Genomic DNA, 16,669 nt, shown 5'->3' on the forward strand with positions numbered 1-16,669 from the left:
TTCAGCGGCGATTCTGCTGCGACCAGTCGCTGCGGTTGTTGTAGCGCGGGTTGTTGTGCGGGCGCGCTTCATAGCCCGGCTGCACCCGATATTGCTGGCGATGGCTGGGTTGGCGATAACCGGGCTGGGACTGGTTCTGGCTCCAGTTCTGCAGGCGCGGGGTGTAGTCGAAGCGGCGTTCCTGGAAGTTGTCGTGGCGTGGCTGGTTGTAGCGCCGATCGTTGCGGAACTTGCGGTTGTCGTCGTGATAACGCTTGTCGTAGCGCTTTTTGTCGTAGTCCCTGCGGTCATCGTGGTAACGGCGCTGGTAGTTGCGGTCGTCGTAGCGTTGGTCGGCATACCGATGGTCGACGCGGCGCTGGTCCACGTAGTAGACCCGTGTCCTCGGTTCGTCGTAGTAGCGGTGCACCCGGTAGTCGTCACCGCCGTAGTAGCGGCGGCCGTAGTAGTCGTTGTCGTAGTCGTAGTCGTAGACGGCACAGCCGCCCAGGGCGAGGCTCAGCACTGCAAGGATGAATGATTGGTAGGACATGGCGGCCTCCTTCGACCGCTAGGGACGGCGCAGACAGATGTCGGCGACTGGGATTGCTCCCACTGCGTTGGACAACGCCTCCTACAGAACAGCGCTCAGCGCCTGTCGGAAAAATCCTTTACCAGTTGTTGCCGCGCACCAAGTTGACGCCGCGCGCCCCATCAGCGAGCACCGGCCGCCCTTCTCCCACTCATCCTGATCGCTGAAAGCCTTGCCGCAGAGCCATCGCGCCATCTTGGCACGACCTTCGCTTTGGCTATGCCGTGCAGGAGCTACCCGGACCACCGGGTTCGCGGCACCACAATTTGCAATGGCTGGCTAGGGTTCCGGTTCGCGCAAGCGAACGACTGGTCCGAGAGCTGGCGACCTCCAGCGAGGTTACACGGCGGGACAAAAGCCCGGGAGAACGCGCCCCTTGATTGGGAAGTGCCGCGCAGCTCCGCCCGCCATCAACCGAACTGGAGGTTCTCCATGCGCAAGCCCCGTTTGTTCGCCCTCGCCGCCGCCGGCCTCGCCGCCGTCCTCAGCTTCAACACCTCCGCCGCCCAGAAGAACAGCTTCGATGTCTGCTGGACCATCTATGCCGGCTGGATGCCCTGGGAGTACGGCGCCGCCAAGGGCATCGTCGACAAGTGGGCGAAGAAGTACGGCATCGAGATCAAGGTCACCCAGCTCAACGACTACGTCGAATCCATCAACCAGTACACCGCCGGCCAGTTCGACGGCTGCACCATGACCAACATGGACGCCCTGACGATCCCCGCCGCCGGCGGCGTGGACAGCACCGCACTGATCATCGGCGACTTCTCCAACGGCAATGACGGCGTGGTGGTCAAGGGCGAAGGCAAGACCCTGGCCGACCTCAAGGACATGCCCATCAACCTGGTGGAGCTGTCCGTCTCCCACTACCTGCTGGCCCGGGCCCTGGAACGCGCCGACCTCTCCGAGAAGGACGTGCAGGTGGTCAACACCTCCGACGCCGACATCGCCGCCGCCTTCAACACCGCCGAAGTCCAGGCCGTGACCACCTGGAACCCCATGCTCGCCGAGATCAAGGCCAAACCCGGCACCAGCCTGGTGTTCGATTCCAGCAAGGTGCCCGGCGAGATCATGGACATGATGGTGGTCAACACCAGGACCCTCGAAGACAACCCCGCCCTGGGCAAGGCGTTGACCGGCGCCTGGTTCGAGATCGTCGCGCTGATGCACGCCGGCAACGCCGAGAGCGCCGCCGCCCTGGAACACATGGCCAAGGCCTCGGGCACGGACCTCGCCGGCTACCAGGCGCAACTGGCCGCCACCCGCCTGTTCCAATCCCCGGCCGACGCCCTGTCGTTCGTCACCAGCCCGAAACTGCCGGCGACCATGGACAAGGTGGCGAACTTCTCCTTCCGCCACGGACTGCTGGGTGAAGGCGCCAAGGACGCCAGTGCCGTGGGCATGAGCTTCGCCAAGGACGTGGTCACCGGCGACAAGGGCAACGTGAAGCTGCGCTTCGACCCGACCTACGTGCAGCTGGCCGCCGACGGCAAGCTCTGACCGACCGTAGGTTGGCGCTGAGCGCAGCGAAGCCCAACACCCCCAATGTTGGGCTTCGTTCCTCAGCACCAACCTACCCGCCCCTCCGAACCGAGTACCCGCCATGCGCCTGATCAACCGCCAACCGGACCGCGCCGGCCGCCTGATCCTGATCCTGCTGCCCTTCGCCCTGCTGCTGCTGGCCTACTTCACCGGCTCGGCGGCCAGGCTGACTGAGAACCCCAACGACAAGCTGCTGCCCAGCGCCGCACAGATGATGGATGCCGTGGAGCGCCTGGCCTTTACCGAGGACAAGCGCAGTGGCGACTACCTGTTCTGGCAGGACACCGCCTCGAGCCTGAAACGCCTGGGCCTGGGCCTGTCCATCGCCGCCCTGCTGGGCCTCGCGCTGGGCATCGCCGCCGGCACCCTGCCGCTGTTCGGCGCGCCACTGTCGCCCCTGCTCACGGTGCTGTCGATGATCCCGCCGTTGGCGATATTGCCGGTGCTGTTCATCGTCTTCGGCCTGGGCGAACTGTCCAAGGTCATGCTCATCGTCATCGGCATCGCCCCCTGCATCGCCCGAGACCTGGAACAGCGCGCCCGGGAAATCCCCCGTGAGTTGCTGATCAAGGCGCAGACCCTCGGCGCCAACACCTGGACCCTGATCCTGCGGGTGGTGTTGCCGCAGCTGATGCCGCGCCTGCTGATTTCCCTGCGCCTGGTGCTGGGCTCGGCCTGGCTGTTCCTCATCGCCGCCGAAGCCATCGCCTCCACCGACGGCCTGGGCTACCGCATCTTCCTGGTCCGCCGCTACCTGGCCATGGATGTGATCCTGCCCTACGTGGTGTGGATAACCCTGCTGGCCTGGCTGATGGACCTGGGCCTGCGCCAGCTCACCCGCCTGGCCTTCCCCTGGTACGAAGGAGCCAAGGCATGAACCCGACCAACAGCACCGCCGGCGCCTTCATCGAGGCGAAGAACCTCTGGCAGGAATACGGCGACCAGATCGTCCTGGAGAACCTCAACCTGTCGGTCAACGAGGGCGAGTTCTGCACCCTGGTAGGCGCTTCCGGCTGCGGCAAGTCCACCTTCCTGCGCATGCTGCTGGGCCAGGAATCCCCCAGCCGCGGCCAGTTGCTGCTGGACGGCCAGCCGCTGACCGCCGAGCCCGACGCCAGCCGTGGCGTGGTATTCCAGCGTTATTCGGTGTTCCCCCATCTGTCGGTGTTGGACAACGTCGCCCTGGGCCTGGAACTGCCCCGCGCGCCCCTGCTCGGCCGACTGTTCGGTGCCGCCAGGCGCCAGGCCCGCGAAGAAGCGGCCGCGATCCTCGCCAAGGTCGGCCTCGGCCATGCCCTGGCCAAGTACCCCAGCCAGCTCTCCGGCGGCATGCAGCAACGCCTGGCCATCGCCCAGGCACTGATCATGAAGCCCCGGGTGCTGCTGCTGGACGAGCCCTTCGGCGCCCTCGACCCGGGCATCCGCAAGGACATGCACGAACTGCTGCTGGGCCTCTGGCACGAAACCCGACTGACCGTGTTCATGGTCACCCACGACCTGGCCGAAGGCTTCAGCCTGGGCACCCGCCTGCTGGTCTTCGACAAGGTCCGCCACGACCCACACGCGCCCAACGCCTTCGGCGCGCGCATCACCTACGACATCCCCCTGAACAGCGACCGTCGAGCCGCCCGCGCGGCCGTCGCAGCCCTGCCGGAACGCGTCACCAGCGTCCTGCAACCGGCCATCGCGCACTGACAAGGAGCCTGCCCATGACCGCTTCCCTGGCCCTCGGCCCCACCCTCTACGAAGAAACCGTCCCCGGCGGCGGCCACACCTCCTTCGTGTTGAAGCGCGGCCAGCAGCTGCGCATCACCGATATCGAAGGCGGCGCCAACGTCAGCCTGTTGCTGCTCAATGCCATGGAGAAGAGCGAGCGCCTGAACCTGCCCGACAGCCTCAAGTGCCAGCACACCGCCAAGCTCACCGCCGGCCATTGCCTGTACTCCGACATGGGCCGGGTGCTGGCCGCCATCACCAAGGACACCTGCGGCTGGCACGACAGCTTCGGCGGCGTGCTCAACGCCGATGAAGTGAAGGAAAAGTACGGCGCCGGCCGCTACCAGGAGCTGCGCAACGGCTACTTCCGCAACGGCGTGGACAACCTGCTGGTGGAGATGGGCAAGTGGGACCTGGGCCTGGCCGACCTGCTGATGTGCCTGAACCTGTTCAGCAAGGTCACGGTGGACAGCGACGGCTGCTTCCACTTCCAGCCGGACAACTCCAGGGCCGGCGACCACATCGAGCTCTACGCGCCCATGGACACCCTGGTGGTGCTCACCGCCCTGCAGCACCCGATGGACCCCAACCCCGCCTATGCGCCCAAGCCCGTGCAGCTCACCTGGCAGCAGGTGCGGAGCGATGGCATCACCCTGCTCTGCCGCACCTCGCGCCCGGAAAATGGCCGTGGCTTCCACAACACCGAACGCCTGTACATCTGAGGGCCGCTCCCATGAACCTGACCCACAGCGAAAAGCACTCCGAAGCCGCCGTCTACCGGGCGGTGATCGCCGCTGGCGAACCCTTCATGACCGAGGTGAAGGCCGGGCAGACCCTGCGCCTGCTGGACCTGGAAGGCAACCAGGCGGTGGACACCCTGTTCTACAGCGCCAGCAACCCGCGCGAGCGCTACGACGTGCAGCGCACCCTGCGTCGGCAGAACCGCGTCTACCTCAGCGCCGGCAGCGTGCTCTACTCGAACCTCGGCAACCCCATGCTGACCATCACCGCCGACACCTGCGGCCGCCACGACACCCTCGGTGGCGCCTGCGCCCAGGAAAGCAACACCGTGCGCTACGCCCTGGACACGCGCTACATGCACAGCTGCCGCGACAACTTCCTGCGCGCCAGCCTGCACGACGGCCGCCTGAGCAAGCGCGACATCAGCGCCAACATCAACTTCTTCATGAACGTGCCGGTCACCCCCGAAGGCGGCCTGACCTTCGAGGACGGCATCTCCGCGGCGGGCAAGTACGTCGAGCTCAAGGCACACATGGACATCATCGTGCTGATCTCCAACTGCCCGCAGCTGAACAACCCGTGCAACGCCTACAACCCCACCCCGGCCCAGGTGCTGGTATGGGACTGAAGCGCCTGCGGCAGTGGCTCTTCCTGCTCTGCCAGAGCCGCTCGGGCCAGTGCCTGCGCAAAAGCCCTCCGTAGGATGGGTCGGGCGGCGCTCCGCAGAGCCCGCGAAACCCATCGCTCCGGACTGATGGGTATCGCTTCGCTCAACCCATCCTACAAACCTCTCCCAGGGGGAGAGGGAGCAAATGCGCTCCAGCCACGGACGACCGTGGTGCAGATGACTAGCGGCGGGACGGCCCGCCACCCATGAGGACGTCCTCATGTTCGAGAAGCTCCTGATCGCCAACCGCGGCGCCATCGCCTGCCGCATCCTGCGTACCCTGCGCGCCCTCGATGTGCAGGGCGTGGCCGTGTATTCCGAGGCCGACGCCGCCAGCCTGCACCTGCAGCAGGCGGACCAGGCCATCAGCCTGGGCGATGGCCCGGCCGCCAGCACCTACCTGGTGGTGGAGAAGATCCTCGCGGCGGCCCGCGAATCGGGTGCCCAGGCCATCCACCCCGGCTACGGCTTCCTCTCCGAAAACGCCGCCTTCGCCGAAGCCTGCGAAGCGGCCGGCATCGCCTTCGTCGGCCCAACGCCGGAGCAGCTGCGGGTGTTCGGCCTGAAGCACACCGCCCGTGCCCTGGCCAAGGCCAACGGCGTGCCCATGCTCCAAGGCACCGACCTGCTGGAAAACCTGGAAGCCGCCCTGGCCGCCGGTGAGCAGGTGGGTTACCCGGTGATGCTGAAAAGCACCGCCGGCGGGGGCGGTATCGGCATGCGCGTGTGCCGCTCGGCGGTTGAGCTCAGCGATGCCTTCGAGGCGGTGAAGCGGCTGGGACAGAACAATTTCAGCGACTCCGGCGTGTTCATCGAGAAGTACATCCAGCGTGCCCGCCACCTGGAGGTACAGGTATTCGGCGACGGCCAAGGCGAGGTGCTCGCCCTGGGTGTGCGCGACTGCTCGGTGCAACGGCGCAACCAGAAGGTGCTGGAAGAAACCCCGGCGCCCAACCTGCCGGAAGGCATGGCCGAGGAGCTTTGCGCCGCCGCCATCAAGCTGGCCTGCGCGGTGGGCTACCGCAGCGCCGGCACCGTGGAATTCGTCTACGACAGCGAGGCGCAGCGCTTCTACTTCCTCGAAGTGAACACCCGCCTGCAGGTGGAGCACGGCGTCACCGAACAGGTCTGGGGTGTCGACCTGGTGCGCTGGATGATCGAACTGGCTGCCGGCACCCTGGCGCCCCTGGCCGAGTTGGCGGCGGGCCTGCAACCCTCCGGCCACGCCATCCAGGCGCGGCTCTACGCCGAAGACCCGGGCCGCGACTTCCAGCCCTGCCCCGGCCTGCTCACCGCCGTCGCCTTCCCCGCCGCCGATGGCAAGCACCTGCGCATCGATACCTGGGTGGAAGCCGGCTGCGAGATCCCGCCCTACTTCGACCCGATGATCGCCAAGCTGATCGCCTGGGCGCCGAGCCGCACTGAAGCCAGTGCCGCCCTCGACCAGGCGCTGGCCGATTCGCAGCTGTATGGCGTGGAAAGCAACCGCGACTACCTGCGCCAGATCATCCATGACGCGCCATTCGCCAGCGGCTCGCCCTGGACCCGCTGCCTGGAAGGCCTGGCCTATCGCGCCAGCACCTTCGAAGTGCTGGGCGCCGGCACCCAGACCACCGTGCAGGACTATCCCGGCCGCCTCGGCTACTGGGCCGTAGGTGTGCCGCCGTCCGGCCCCATGGACAGCCGCGCCCTGCGCCTGGGCAACCGCCTGCTGGGCAACGCCGAGGGCGATGCCGGGTTGGAAATCACCATGAGCGGCCCGACCCTGCGCTTCAACACCGATGCCGTGGTAGCCGTCACCGGCGCGCCCATTCCGCTCCTCCTCGACGGCCAGCCGCAGCCCATGGACACCGCGCTCTTCGTGCCGGCCGGCGCCACCCTGGTCCTGGGCACCATCAATGGTGCCGGGGCGCGCAGCTACCTGTGCCTGCGTGGCGGCCTGCAACTGCCGGAGTACCTGGGCAGCAAGAGCACCTTCACCCTCGGTCAGTTCGGCGGCCACGGCGGCCGCGCGCTGCGCGCCGGCGACGTACTGCACCTGGCTCCCCTGGGCGATCACAGCGCAGGCCAGGCACTGGAACCGGACCTGCGCACCGAGCTGCCGGCGGTACGCACCCTGCGGGTGATCTACGGCCCCCACGGCGCCCCGGAGTACTTCACCCCGGCCTACATCGAGACCTTCTTCGCCACCGCCTGGGAAGTGCACTTCAACTCCAGCCGCACCGGCGTGCGCCTGATCGGTCCCAAGCCGGAGTGGGTGCGCGAGAGTGGCGGCGAAGCCGGCCTGCACCCCTCGAACATCCACGACAACCCCTACGCCATAGGCGCGGTGGACTTCACCGGCGACATGCCGGTGATCCTCGGCCCGGACGGCCCCAGCCTGGGTGGCTTCGTCTGCCCGGTGACCATAATCGAAGCCGACCTCTGGCAGCTCGGCCAGCTCAAGGCCGGCGACAAGGTGCGCTTCGTGCCGGTGAGCATCGCGCGCGCCCGCGAACTGGCGCAGGGCGTAGCCCGGATGCAATCCGGGGACGACGAGGCGGAGATTCCCCGGATTGCATCCGGGCTACAGAGCCCCGTGGTACTCGACCTCGGCGAAGGCGACAAACGCCTGGTCGCCCGCCTCTCCGGCGACACCCACCTGCTGCTGGAGATCGGCGCGCCGGAGCTGGACCTGGTGCTGCGCTTCCGCGCCCACGCGCTGATGCAGGCGCTGGAGGCACGGGCGCTCGCCGGGGTGATCGACCTGACCCCGGGCATCCGCTCGCTGCAGGTCCACTACCAGCCGGAAACCCTGGCGCTGGAGGCGCTGTTGGAAATCGTCGCCAGCCTCTGGGACGGCGTGTGCGCCGCCGGCGACCTCCGGGTGCCCTCGCGCATCGTCCACCTGCCGCTGTCCTGGGACGACCCGGCCTGCCAGCTGGCCATCGAGAAATACATGACCACGGTGCGCAAGGACGCGCCCTGGTGCCCGAGCAACCTGGAGTTCATCCGCCGCATCAACGACCTGCCCAACCTCGACGAAGTGCAGCGCACGGTGTTCGACGCCAGCTACCTGGTGATGGGCCTGGGCGACGTCTACCTTGGCGCGCCGGTGGCCACGCCGCTGGACCCGCGCCACCGCCTGGTGACCACCAAGTACAACCCGGCGCGCACCTGGACGGCCGAGAACTCGGTGGGCATCGGCGGCGCCTACATGTGCGTGTACGGCATGGAAGGCCCCGGCGGCTACCAGTTCGTCGGCCGCACCCTGCAGATGTGGAACCGCTACCGCGAGGTGGCCGCCTTCGACGGGAAACCCTGGCTGCTGCGCTTCTTCGACCAGATCCGCTTCTACCCGGTCTCCGCCTCCGAACTCACGCGGATCCGCCGCGACTTCCCCCTGGGCCGCTACCCACTGCGCATCGAAGACAGCGAACTGTGCCTGGCCGACTACCAGGACTTCCTCGCCCGCGAAGCCGAGGGCATCGACGCCTTCCGTGCCCAGCAGCAGGCCGCCTTCAACGCCGAGCGCGAGCGCTGGATCGCCAGCGGCCAGGCCCACTTCGAGAGCGACGAGGGCGTTGCCGACCTGGGTGAAGACGCCCCCCTGGGCGCGGGCCAGCACGCGGTGGAAAGCCATATCGCCGGCAATCTCTGGCAGGTGCAGGTGGAGGAAGGTGCCAGCGTGAAAGCCGGCGATATCCTGGTGATCCTCGAATCCATGAAGATGGAAATCCCCCTCACCGCCCCGCGTGACGGCGTGGTGCGCGAGGTGCGGGTGCAACCCGGCTCGCCGGTGCGCGCCGGGCAACGGGTAGTGGTGATGGAAGAGGCCTGAGCACCGGGCGGCTTGCTGCTTGTAGGGGCGATTTCAATCGCCAAGCAGGCCGCAGGTCTGCCCTGACTGCTTGCAAGGGGCAGCTGCGCTGCCCTTGGCGAATGAATTCGCCCCTACAGGTTCTCGACTGATTGCCCAACGCCGATGGCGGCCCTACAGTTCAGCCGGCAACTTACGCACAAGGACCCGCAATGCCGCTGCTCAGCCGCGACCAGGCGCAGCACCGCGCCGACGACATCCAGGCCTTCTATCGGGAAGTAACGCGCCTGCACGAGGAACAGACGCTGCTGCTCTCCCCCGAGCAGATCGAGCGCCTCGGCCACTACCACCGTCAATTGCTGGCGGACTACCGCAGCGTCTACGACATCGACCCGGACGCCCAGGCCCGGCGCCTGTCCCTGGGTATGCGCATCGCCTCGCTGCTCGGCGCCCTGGCGCTGGCCGCCAGCCTGCTGTTCTTCTTCTACCAGTTCTGGGGCCTGTTCCCGGAAGTCGCCCAGGTCGGCATCCTCGCCGGCTTCTCCCTGGGCAGCCTGCTGCTGACCCTGCTGCTGCGTCGGCGTGACGCCTCCGGTTACTTCGCCAGGCTGGCCGCCCTCCTCGCCTTCGCCTGCTTCGTGCTGAACCTGTCGATGCTCGGACAGATCTTCAACATCACCCCCACCGACCAGGCGCTGCTGCCCTGGGCGGCCTACGCCCTGCTGCTGGCCTATGCCTGCGAGTCGAGGCTGCTCCTGGGTGCCGGCCTCGCGTGCCTCATGGCCCTGGTGGCGACCCGCCTGGCGAGTTGGAGCGGCCTGTACTGGCTGGATTGCGCCGAGCGCCCGGAACACCTGCTGCCTGCCGGCCTGCTGATATTCCTGGTGCCCGGCCTGATCTCCCAGGCCCGCTACAGCGGTTTTGCCGCGATCTACCGGGTGATGGGCCTGCTCGGGCTGTTCGTGCCCGTGCTGGTGCTGGCCAACTGGGCAAGCGCCAGCTATCTGCCCTGGCCCCGCGAGCTGGTGGAAGGCTTCTACCAGGTCACGGGCTTTATCGCTGCGGGCCTGGCGATCTGGCTCGGCAACCGCCGCGACTGGCCGGAGGTGCTCTACAGCGGCCTGCTGTTCTTCATCGTCCTGCTCGGCATCAAGCTGTTCGACTGGTGGTGGGAGCTGATGCCCAAGTACCTGTTCTTCCTGCTGCTCGGCCTGGTGGCAGTGCTCATCCTCATGGTGCTCAACCGCCTGCGCCGGCCCAGCCCCCACAAGGGAGGCCAGCGCCCATGAAAAATCGCACCGCACTGCTTGGCGGCCTGGCGCTGATCGGCCTGACCAATGCCATCGCCCTGGGGGGCGTCTGGTACAACCGCAGCGGCGAGGCGGACAGTCGCCTCCTGCTGTCCGAACGCGAGGTTCGACGCAGCTACGACTGGGCCGACCACGAAAACAGTGGCCTGGCCCTGCGCCTGGACTGGCGACGCCCCAGCGCCGCGACAGGCGATGACCCTTACCAAAGCCTGATGCTGGATCAGGACAGCCTGCTGCAACTGGGCTTCTCGGCCACGGACCGGGAGACATTGCGCTTCGATAACCGCAACCGCGAGGTACTCGTGGTGCTGGAGCTGGATGGTCCGGCGCGGGTGGCCGAACTTGAGCGCGCCAGGCAACGGTTGGCGAAAGCCCGCAGCGAATTGCGCAGCGCTCCACAGGACAAGAGCCGACAGGAAGCCGAACGCGCCGCGCGCAACTATGTTGAACAGGAGGAGCACCGCAGCAGTCGCCTGTTCGCGGTGGACGTGGGGCTGGATCGCGAGGCCCTGCGCAGCCGTTATCCCGATCGCGGTCGCTACGCCATCCTGTCCGGCATCGTCAGTGCCTGGGTGCGCGATGGGCGCCTGACCGGGCAGATCAGTCGGCTGCGCATCGCCGAGATCAACGTGCCCCACGCCTGGCGTGAGGGGTTGCGAGACGGACTGGTGCGCGACCGCGAAGACAAGCCAAGTGCGCGCTTGCGCCTGTGGCTCAGCATCGGCCAGCGCCTGGAACCCTGGATCGATTCGGTGCCGGAGCTCCAGCGCGGTGACGGTCAAGGAAAGCCGGCCAGCGCCGATAGCCTGGCGTCAAGTACCCGTCCGTGACGCCCGCGCCAGCGCACGCTAGCATTGCGCCACTAGCCTGAGGTCCTGTTGTCCGATGCCGTTACCAGAAGCTACCAAGCAAAGCCACCGCCTGTTGGTCCTGACGTTGGTACTGCTGCTTGGCGGCGGTTTCCTGGTCACCTCCCTGGTCAGCTACCAGGCATCGCTGAAGTCCATGCGCAGCAGCATCATCAACACCGAACTGCCGCTGACTTCGGACAACGTCTACTCGGAAATCCAGAAGGACCTGGTCCGTCCCATCCTGATTTCCTCGATGATGAGCCGCGACACCTTCCTCCGGGACTGGGTGATGCAAGGGGAAAAGGACGTCGAGCCGATGACCCGCTACCTGCGCGAAGTCCAGGAGCACTACGGCGCCTTCACCAGCTTCTTCGTCTCCGAGCGCAGCCTCACCTACTACCAGACCAAGGGCGTGCTCAAGCGCGTCGACCCGAAGGAACCGCGGGACATCTGGTACTTCCGCGTGCGCGACATGAAGGAGCCGTACGAGATCAACGTCGATGTGGACATGGCCAACCAGGACCGGTTGACCATCTTCATCAACTACAAGGTGTTCGACTACGACGGCAACTTCATCGGCGCCACCGGGATCGGCCTGACGGTGGACGCGGTGATCAAGCTGATCGACGAATACCAGCGCCGCTACGACCGCAGCGTCTACTTCGTCGATACCACCGGGCGCATCGTCCTCACCGGTGCGGACGGCGGCCCGCTGGGTGCGAAAGTCGGCGAATCGCTGTCGCAGGTGCCCGGCCTCGAAGACCTGCAGGCCAAGCTGGGGCGCCCCCAGAGCGGCAAGTTCGAGTACCAGGAGCGCGGCCGCGATCACTACCTGAACGTGCGCTACATCCCCGAACTGGACTGGTACCTGTTCGTCGACAAGCATGAAGGCGGCCTGCTCAACGGACTCCGCAATACCCTCTACCTCAACCTGCTGATCTGCCTGCTGGTGACCATCGTGGTGCTGGTGCTGCTGAGCCGGCTGATGCGCCGCTACCGGCAGAGCATCGCCGCCCTGGCCACCACCGACAGCCTCACCGGACTGCCCAACCGGCGCGGCTTCGAGCTGCTGGCCGGCCAGGCGCTGCAGGAAGCCCGTCGTGACCGCAAGCCGCTGACCGCCCTGCTGCTGGACCTCGACCACTTCAAACTGCTCAACGATACCTACGGCCACCAGGCCGGCGACGAGGTGCTGCAAGGTTTCGCCCAGAACCTGCGGGACGGCCTGCGCCAGTCGGATATCGTCTGCCGCTGGGGCGGCGAGGAATTCATCATCCTGCTCAAGGACACCGGCAACGCCACCGCCCACTTCCTGGCGGAAAAGGTGCGCAGCGACGTGGCTGCGCGGCGCTATCCCTTCAAGGGCGTGAACCTGCACGTGACCACCAGCATCGGCCTGGCCGAGATGCACCCGGACGACTCCCTGGACAGCCTGATCGGCCGCGCCGACCGTGGCCTTTACCGGGCCAAGCAGTCGGGCCGCAATTGCGTGTGCGTGGAGCCATCGGGCAACCACGACGTGCTCTGACGCTTACGACAGTGTCCGGCCGGGAACGTCCGTAGGAGCGATTTCAATCGCGAAGGGCAGCCACGCTGCCCGTTGCCTCAAGCCGTGCAGGACTGCCCTTCGGCCCGTTTCGCGAATGAATTCGCTCCTACACGGATGACGCAGAACCTGTAGCCCGGATGCAATCCGGGACCAATCCGACACCCGCCTCCCCGGATTTCATCCGGGCTACCGAGGGGAGAGAGAACGTGCCTCAGGCCAGCAACGCCACCGACTTGATCTGCGCCCAGAGCGTCTGGCCCGGGTAGAGCCCGAGCTGGTCGCGGGAGAAGCGGGTGATGCGCGCCAGCATGGGGGCGCCATCCACATCCAGGCGTACCAGTACATGGGCCGCGTTGGCCGCCGGTGACTCTTCCACCACCCGCGCCGGCAGCAGGTTGAGAATGCTGCTGTCGCGCTGCTTCTCGAGGCTCAGGCTGACGTCCCGCGCCAGCACCCGGAAACGCAGGCCACGCCCCGCCTCGACGGGCGAATGGGCCACCCGCACGCTGAGCGAGCTGCCCGGCAGCGCGAGGGTCAGCAACTGGTAGCGGGTATCGAAGCCCAGCACCCTGCCCTCGATCACCACGCCGGCCTCATCCTCGTGGGCGGTGGGCAGGTCGAGTCGCGCCAGGGTCTGCGCCAGCGAGCCGCTGGCCAGCACCTTGCCGTCGTCCAGCAGCACCAGATGGTCGGCCAGGCGCGCCACTTCGTCCGGCGAGTGGCTGACGTAGAGCACCGGGATATCCAGCTCGTCGTGCAGCCGTTCGAGGTAGGGCAGGATCTCGCCCTTGCGCTTGAGGTCCAGCGCCGCCAGGGGTTCGTCCATCAGCAGCAGGCGCGGGCTGGTCAGCAGCGCCCGGGCGATGCCCACGCGCTGCCGTTCGCCGCCGGACAGGCCGCCCGGCATGCGTTCCAGCAGATGCCCGATACCCAGCAGCTCCACCGCCTGCTCCAGCTGCACCCGCCGCTCCCGCGCCGGAATGCGCCGCTGGCCATATTCCAGGTTGCGCCGCACCGAGAGGTGTTCGAACAGGCTGGCCTCCTGGAACACGTAGCCCAGCGGCCGCTTGTGGGTGGGCAGGAAATGGCCGCTGGAGCTGTCCTGCCAGAGCTCGCCATTCACTTCCAGGAAGCCTTCGGCGGCTCGTTCCAGGCCGGCGATACAGCGCAGCAGGCTGGTCTTGCCCGAGCCGGAATGACCGAACAGGGCGCTGACGCCACGACCGGGCAGTTCGAGGTCGGTGTCCAGGGAAAAGCCCGGATGGCGCAGGCGAAATCGTGCGCGAATCAGTTGCATGCTTCAGGTCCAGCCAGGTTTCAGGCGCCGGCTGGAGTTCAGCGCCAGCAGGATGAGGAAGGAGAACACCAGCATGCCGCCGGCCAGCCAGTGGGCCTGGGCGTACTCCATGGCCTCGACATGGTCGAAGATCTGCACCGAGACCACGCGGGTCTTCTCCGGGATATTGCCGCCGATCATCAGCACCACGCCGAACTCCCCCACCGTGTGGGCGAAGCCGAGGATGGACGCGGTGACGAAGCCCGGTCGCGCCAGTGGCAGCACCACGCTGAAGAAGGTGTCCCAGGGGCTGGCGCGCAGGGTCGCGGCCACTTCCAGGGGACGCTGGCCAATGGCGCTGAAGGCGTTCTGCAGGGGCTGCACGACGAAGGGCATGGAGTAGATCACCGACCCCACCACCAGGCCGGCGAAGGTGAATGGCAAGGTGCCAAGGCCAAGGCTCTGGGTGAACTGGCCGATGAAACCATGGGGGCCCATGCTCACCAGCAGGTAGAAACCGATGACCGTGGGCGGCAGCACCAGCGGCAGGGCCACCACCGCGGCGACCGGGCCCTTCATCCGTGAGCGGGTACGCGCAAGCCACCACGCGATGGGCGTGCCCACCACCAGCAGCAACAAGGTGGTGAGGGTGGCCAGTTCCAGGGTCAGCCAGATGGCGGCCAGGTCGGTGCGGTCGAGGGGAAAGTTCATGAGTTGGCCGAACGGTCGAGTTTCGCTGTGTGGCGAACTATATAGCGAAGCCTGCGAGCCAGCCAGGACAAGGCGTCAGCGGCTGCGCTGCAGGGCGTTTCCGGCCTCCACTATCAGTTGCTCGAGGTCCTGGCCGCGGGTGGATTCGGCATGGCCGACGCGCAGGCCGAGATGCTGCTCGGCCGCACGATTGAAGGCTCCGAGCCCCCCGAGCAGGCGCTGCACCACGGCCTCCGGATAGCCGTAGCCGGTGGTCAGCACGAGAAACTCGCCACCGCCGAGGCGCGCCAGCAGGTCGTCGCGGCGAAATTGCGCGCGCAGCATGCGGGCGGCCACCAGCGGCAGGCTTTCGCCCGGCCCGAGGTCGGCGCTGTCCACCAGCAGGTGCAGGAGCAGGCATGGGGTGTCGCGCTGGCGCGCGGCCTCCAGCGTCTCGCCGGCAAGGCGCAGGAAGCCGAGGCGATTGTGCAGGCCGGTGAGTTCGTCGGTCATGGCGAAGCGCTGGATGTCCTGCTCGACCCGCTCGCGTTCGCAGGCTTCGTCATAGAGAAGTCGGTTGGCGGCCACCAGGTCCTGGGTACGGGCGACGACCCGTTGCTCCAGTTCGTTGTAGAGCTGGACGTTCTCCATGGCCACCGAGGTGGAGTCGGCCAGGGCCTGGAGCAGGCCAACCTCGCGCAGAGTGGCTTGGCGCGCGGTGGCCCAGTAGGTGCCGATCGCCCCCACCGGCGCCAGGCTGCGGATGGGCACCATCACCAGGCTTTTGACGAAGGTCGGGCGGTAGGCGTCGTGGGGGATGCGCGGGTCGAGGTAGATATCCGCGATCACCGCGGGCTCGCGATTGAGCATGGCCCAGCCGCTGATGCAGGTTTCCATGGGAAATCGCAGGCCTTTCCACAGCGGCGAGATGGCGTCCTCGTCCTTGTAGTGGCAGAGGTCGCCGTCGCGCAGGACAAAGGTGGCGCCGTCGGCCCCCACCAGCTCCCGCGCGGCGCTGCGGACTATTTCCGCGATGCGGTCCAGGTCACGAGCCAGGGACAATTCCTGGATGGCCCTGACCAGGCATTCGAGATGACGTTCGTAGCTGACCGCGGAACCATCCATGGAACAGGTCTCCAGACCGGGCGGTAGCGCCCCGGATTCATATCAGCACAGAGCGTTCGTCCTTGCGAGAGGAAGACAGCAATTTGCCTTCATCGGGGTAGATCCCCAGCTGTGGAGGGGCCGGCCGCGAGAGGGTGGTCGGCAGTTCCCTGGACCTGACCTTCTGATCCCCAGTGCCAAAACGAAAAGACCAGCCCGGCCTGGGCCGAGCTGGTCTTTTCCTGGCTACCGCGAGCAGGGCTGCGCGGCGCTTGCCGGCCGCGCAGCGAATATCCGTCAGCTGGATTTCTGGATCAGCTCGATCTTGTAGCCATCGGGGTCGGTGACGAAGGCGATGACGGTACTGCCATGCTTCATGGGACCGGCTTCGCGGGTCACGTTGCCGCCGCTGGCCTTGATGTCCGCGCACGCCTGGTAGGCGTCGGCCACTTCCAGGGCGATGTGGCCGTAGCCGCTGCCCAGGTCGTACTGGTCCACACCCCAGTTGTAGGTGAGTTCGATCACGCTGTTGTGGGCCTCGTCGCCGTAGCCGACGAAGGCGAGGGTGAACTGGCCGTCCGGGTAGTCATTGCGGCGCAGCAGGGTCATGCCCAGCACTTCGGTGTAAAAGGCGATGGATTTGTCCAGGTCGCCGACTCGCAGCATGGTATGCAGCAGTCTCATCGTTGGTTCCTCATCGTTTGCCCGGGTTGGCGGGGTCTGAGAGCTCGTTTACGATCTCGCGAGCTAGAGAAGAACAAGGCGAAAATGGCTGAGGAAGCGGAGTTTACAGATTGTAAATGAGCATTCCGAAGCCATTTTCAACGCAGTTCTTCCGACGCGCAGCAGATTG

The 16,669-nt window shown here is 66.8% G+C and carries 14 protein-coding genes and 1 riboswitch; of the genes, 9 read left to right on the plus strand and 5 right to left on the minus strand.

Going from position 1 to position 16,669, the window contains the following annotated elements; translation table 11 throughout:
- Nucleotide 1 precedes the first annotated feature (1 nt).
- A complete protein-coding gene (locus tag PCA10_RS21380) occupies nt 2-532 on the minus strand; it encodes a hypothetical protein (protein ID WP_016494168.1) in 531 nt (176 codons plus the stop codon).
- A gap of 307 nt (nt 533-839) precedes the next feature.
- Nucleotides 840-939: riboswitch (guanidine-I (ykkC/yxkD leader) on the plus strand.
- Nucleotides 940-1,003: 64 nt separating this feature from the next.
- On the opposite strand from PCA10_RS21380, the gene PCA10_RS21385 reads away from it, so the two are divergent.
- From PCA10_RS21385 to PCA10_RS21425, 9 genes are all read left to right on the plus strand, one after another.
- The gene (locus PCA10_RS21385; RefSeq protein ID WP_016494169.1) at nt 1,004-2,071 is read left to right on the plus strand and encodes a putative urea ABC transporter substrate-binding protein; all 1,068 of its coding nucleotides are present in this window, start codon (nt 1,004-1,006) and stop codon (nt 2,069-2,071) included.
- A gap of 103 nt (nt 2,072-2,174) precedes the next feature.
- Complete coding sequence (locus PCA10_RS21390; protein WP_016494170.1) at nt 2,175-2,990, plus strand: ABC transporter permease; 816 nt, start codon at nt 2,175-2,177, stop codon at nt 2,988-2,990.
- Complete coding sequence (locus PCA10_RS21395) at nt 2,987-3,808, plus strand: ABC transporter ATP-binding protein (RefSeq protein ID WP_016494171.1); 822 nt, start codon at nt 2,987-2,989, stop codon at nt 3,806-3,808. Before PCA10_RS21390 ends, PCA10_RS21395 begins: the two co-directional genes overlap by 4 nt.
- 14 nt (nt 3,809-3,822) lie before the next feature.
- A complete protein-coding gene (locus PCA10_RS21400; protein WP_016494172.1) occupies nt 3,823-4,551 on the plus strand; it encodes an urea amidolyase associated protein UAAP1 in 729 nt (242 codons plus the stop codon).
- Nucleotides 4,552-4,562: 11 nt separating this feature from the next.
- Nucleotides 4,563-5,198, plus strand: coding sequence for an urea amidolyase associated protein UAAP2 (locus tag PCA10_RS21405; RefSeq protein ID WP_016494173.1), 636 nt, complete (start codon nt 4,563-4,565; stop codon nt 5,196-5,198).
- Nucleotides 5,199-5,457: 259 nt separating this feature from the next.
- The gene (gene uca / locus PCA10_RS21410) at nt 5,458-9,057 is read left to right on the plus strand and encodes an urea carboxylase (RefSeq protein WP_016494174.1); all 3,600 of its coding nucleotides are present in this window, start codon (nt 5,458-5,460) and stop codon (nt 9,055-9,057) included.
- 191 nt (nt 9,058-9,248) lie between these two features.
- Nucleotides 9,249-10,325, plus strand: a complete 1,077-nt coding sequence (locus tag PCA10_RS21415) for a DUF2157 domain-containing protein (RefSeq protein ID WP_016494175.1) — start codon at nt 9,249-9,251, stop codon at nt 10,323-10,325.
- Nucleotides 10,322-11,176, plus strand: a complete 855-nt coding sequence (locus tag PCA10_RS21420) for a DUF4824 family protein (RefSeq protein WP_016494176.1) — start codon at nt 10,322-10,324, stop codon at nt 11,174-11,176. The genes PCA10_RS21415 and PCA10_RS21420 overlap by 4 nt, the downstream gene beginning before the upstream one ends.
- A gap of 55 nt (nt 11,177-11,231) precedes the next feature.
- Nucleotides 11,232-12,725, plus strand: a complete 1,494-nt coding sequence (locus tag PCA10_RS21425) for a sensor domain-containing diguanylate cyclase (protein ID WP_016494177.1) — start codon at nt 11,232-11,234, stop codon at nt 12,723-12,725.
- Nucleotides 12,726-12,957: 232 nt separating this feature from the next.
- Here the strand turns inward: PCA10_RS21425 and modC are convergent, their stop codons facing one another.
- The 4 genes from modC to gloA all read right to left on the minus strand — a co-directional run bounded on the left by modC (nt 12,958) and on the right by gloA (nt 16,500).
- Entirely contained in the window at nt 12,958-14,043 is a 1,086-nt protein-coding gene (gene modC, locus PCA10_RS21430; RefSeq protein WP_016494178.1) for a molybdenum ABC transporter ATP-binding protein, read from the minus strand.
- Nucleotides 14,044-14,046: 3 nt separating this feature from the next.
- A complete protein-coding gene (gene modB / locus PCA10_RS21435) occupies nt 14,047-14,733 on the minus strand; it encodes a molybdate ABC transporter permease subunit (protein WP_016494179.1) in 687 nt (228 codons plus the stop codon).
- A gap of 75 nt (nt 14,734-14,808) precedes the next feature.
- The gene (locus PCA10_RS21440) at nt 14,809-15,837 is read right to left on the minus strand and encodes a GGDEF domain-containing protein (protein ID WP_016494180.1); all 1,029 of its coding nucleotides are present in this window, start codon (nt 15,835-15,837) and stop codon (nt 14,809-14,811) included.
- A gap of 276 nt (nt 15,838-16,113) precedes the next feature.
- Complete coding sequence (gloA, locus tag PCA10_RS21445; RefSeq protein ID WP_016494181.1) at nt 16,114-16,500, minus strand: lactoylglutathione lyase; 387 nt, start codon at nt 16,498-16,500, stop codon at nt 16,114-16,116.
- Between the last annotated feature and the right edge of the window lie 169 nt (nt 16,501-16,669).

This window comes from Pseudomonas resinovorans NBRC 106553 (assembly GCF_000412695.1).
Lineage (GTDB): Bacteria > Pseudomonadota > Gammaproteobacteria > Pseudomonadales > Pseudomonadaceae > Metapseudomonas > Metapseudomonas resinovorans_A.

Coding starts and splice junctions, on each gene's coding strand:
- PCA10_RS21420 (WP_016494176.1), top strand. CDS start 10,322: ATGAAAAATCGCACCGCACTGCTTGGCGGCCTGGCGCTGATCGGCCTG.
- PCA10_RS21425 (WP_016494177.1), top strand. CDS start 11,232: ATGCCGTTACCAGAAGCTACCAAGCAAAGCCACCGCCTGTTGGTCCTG.
- PCA10_RS21400 (WP_016494172.1), top strand. CDS start 3,823: ATGACCGCTTCCCTGGCCCTCGGCCCCACCCTCTACGAAGAAACCGTC.
- PCA10_RS21440 (WP_016494180.1), bottom strand. CDS start 15,837: ATGGATGGTTCCGCGGTCAGCTACGAACGTCATCTCGAATGCCTGGTC.
- modC (WP_016494178.1), bottom strand. CDS start 14,043: ATGCAACTGATTCGCGCACGATTTCGCCTGCGCCATCCGGGCTTTTCC.
- PCA10_RS21385 (WP_016494169.1), top strand. CDS start 1,004: ATGCGCAAGCCCCGTTTGTTCGCCCTCGCCGCCGCCGGCCTCGCCGCC.
- PCA10_RS21390 (WP_016494170.1), top strand. CDS start 2,175: ATGCGCCTGATCAACCGCCAACCGGACCGCGCCGGCCGCCTGATCCTG.
- uca (WP_016494174.1), top strand. CDS start 5,458: ATGTTCGAGAAGCTCCTGATCGCCAACCGCGGCGCCATCGCCTGCCGC.
- PCA10_RS21415 (WP_016494175.1), top strand. CDS start 9,249: ATGCCGCTGCTCAGCCGCGACCAGGCGCAGCACCGCGCCGACGACATC.
- PCA10_RS21395 (WP_016494171.1), top strand. CDS start 2,987: ATGAACCCGACCAACAGCACCGCCGGCGCCTTCATCGAGGCGAAGAAC.
- gloA (WP_016494181.1), bottom strand. CDS start 16,500: ATGAGACTGCTGCATACCATGCTGCGAGTCGGCGACCTGGACAAATCC.
- PCA10_RS21380 (WP_016494168.1), bottom strand. CDS start 532: ATGTCCTACCAATCATTCATCCTTGCAGTGCTGAGCCTCGCCCTGGGC.
- modB (WP_016494179.1), bottom strand. CDS start 14,733: ATGAACTTTCCCCTCGACCGCACCGACCTGGCCGCCATCTGGCTGACC.
- PCA10_RS21405 (WP_016494173.1), top strand. CDS start 4,563: ATGAACCTGACCCACAGCGAAAAGCACTCCGAAGCCGCCGTCTACCGG.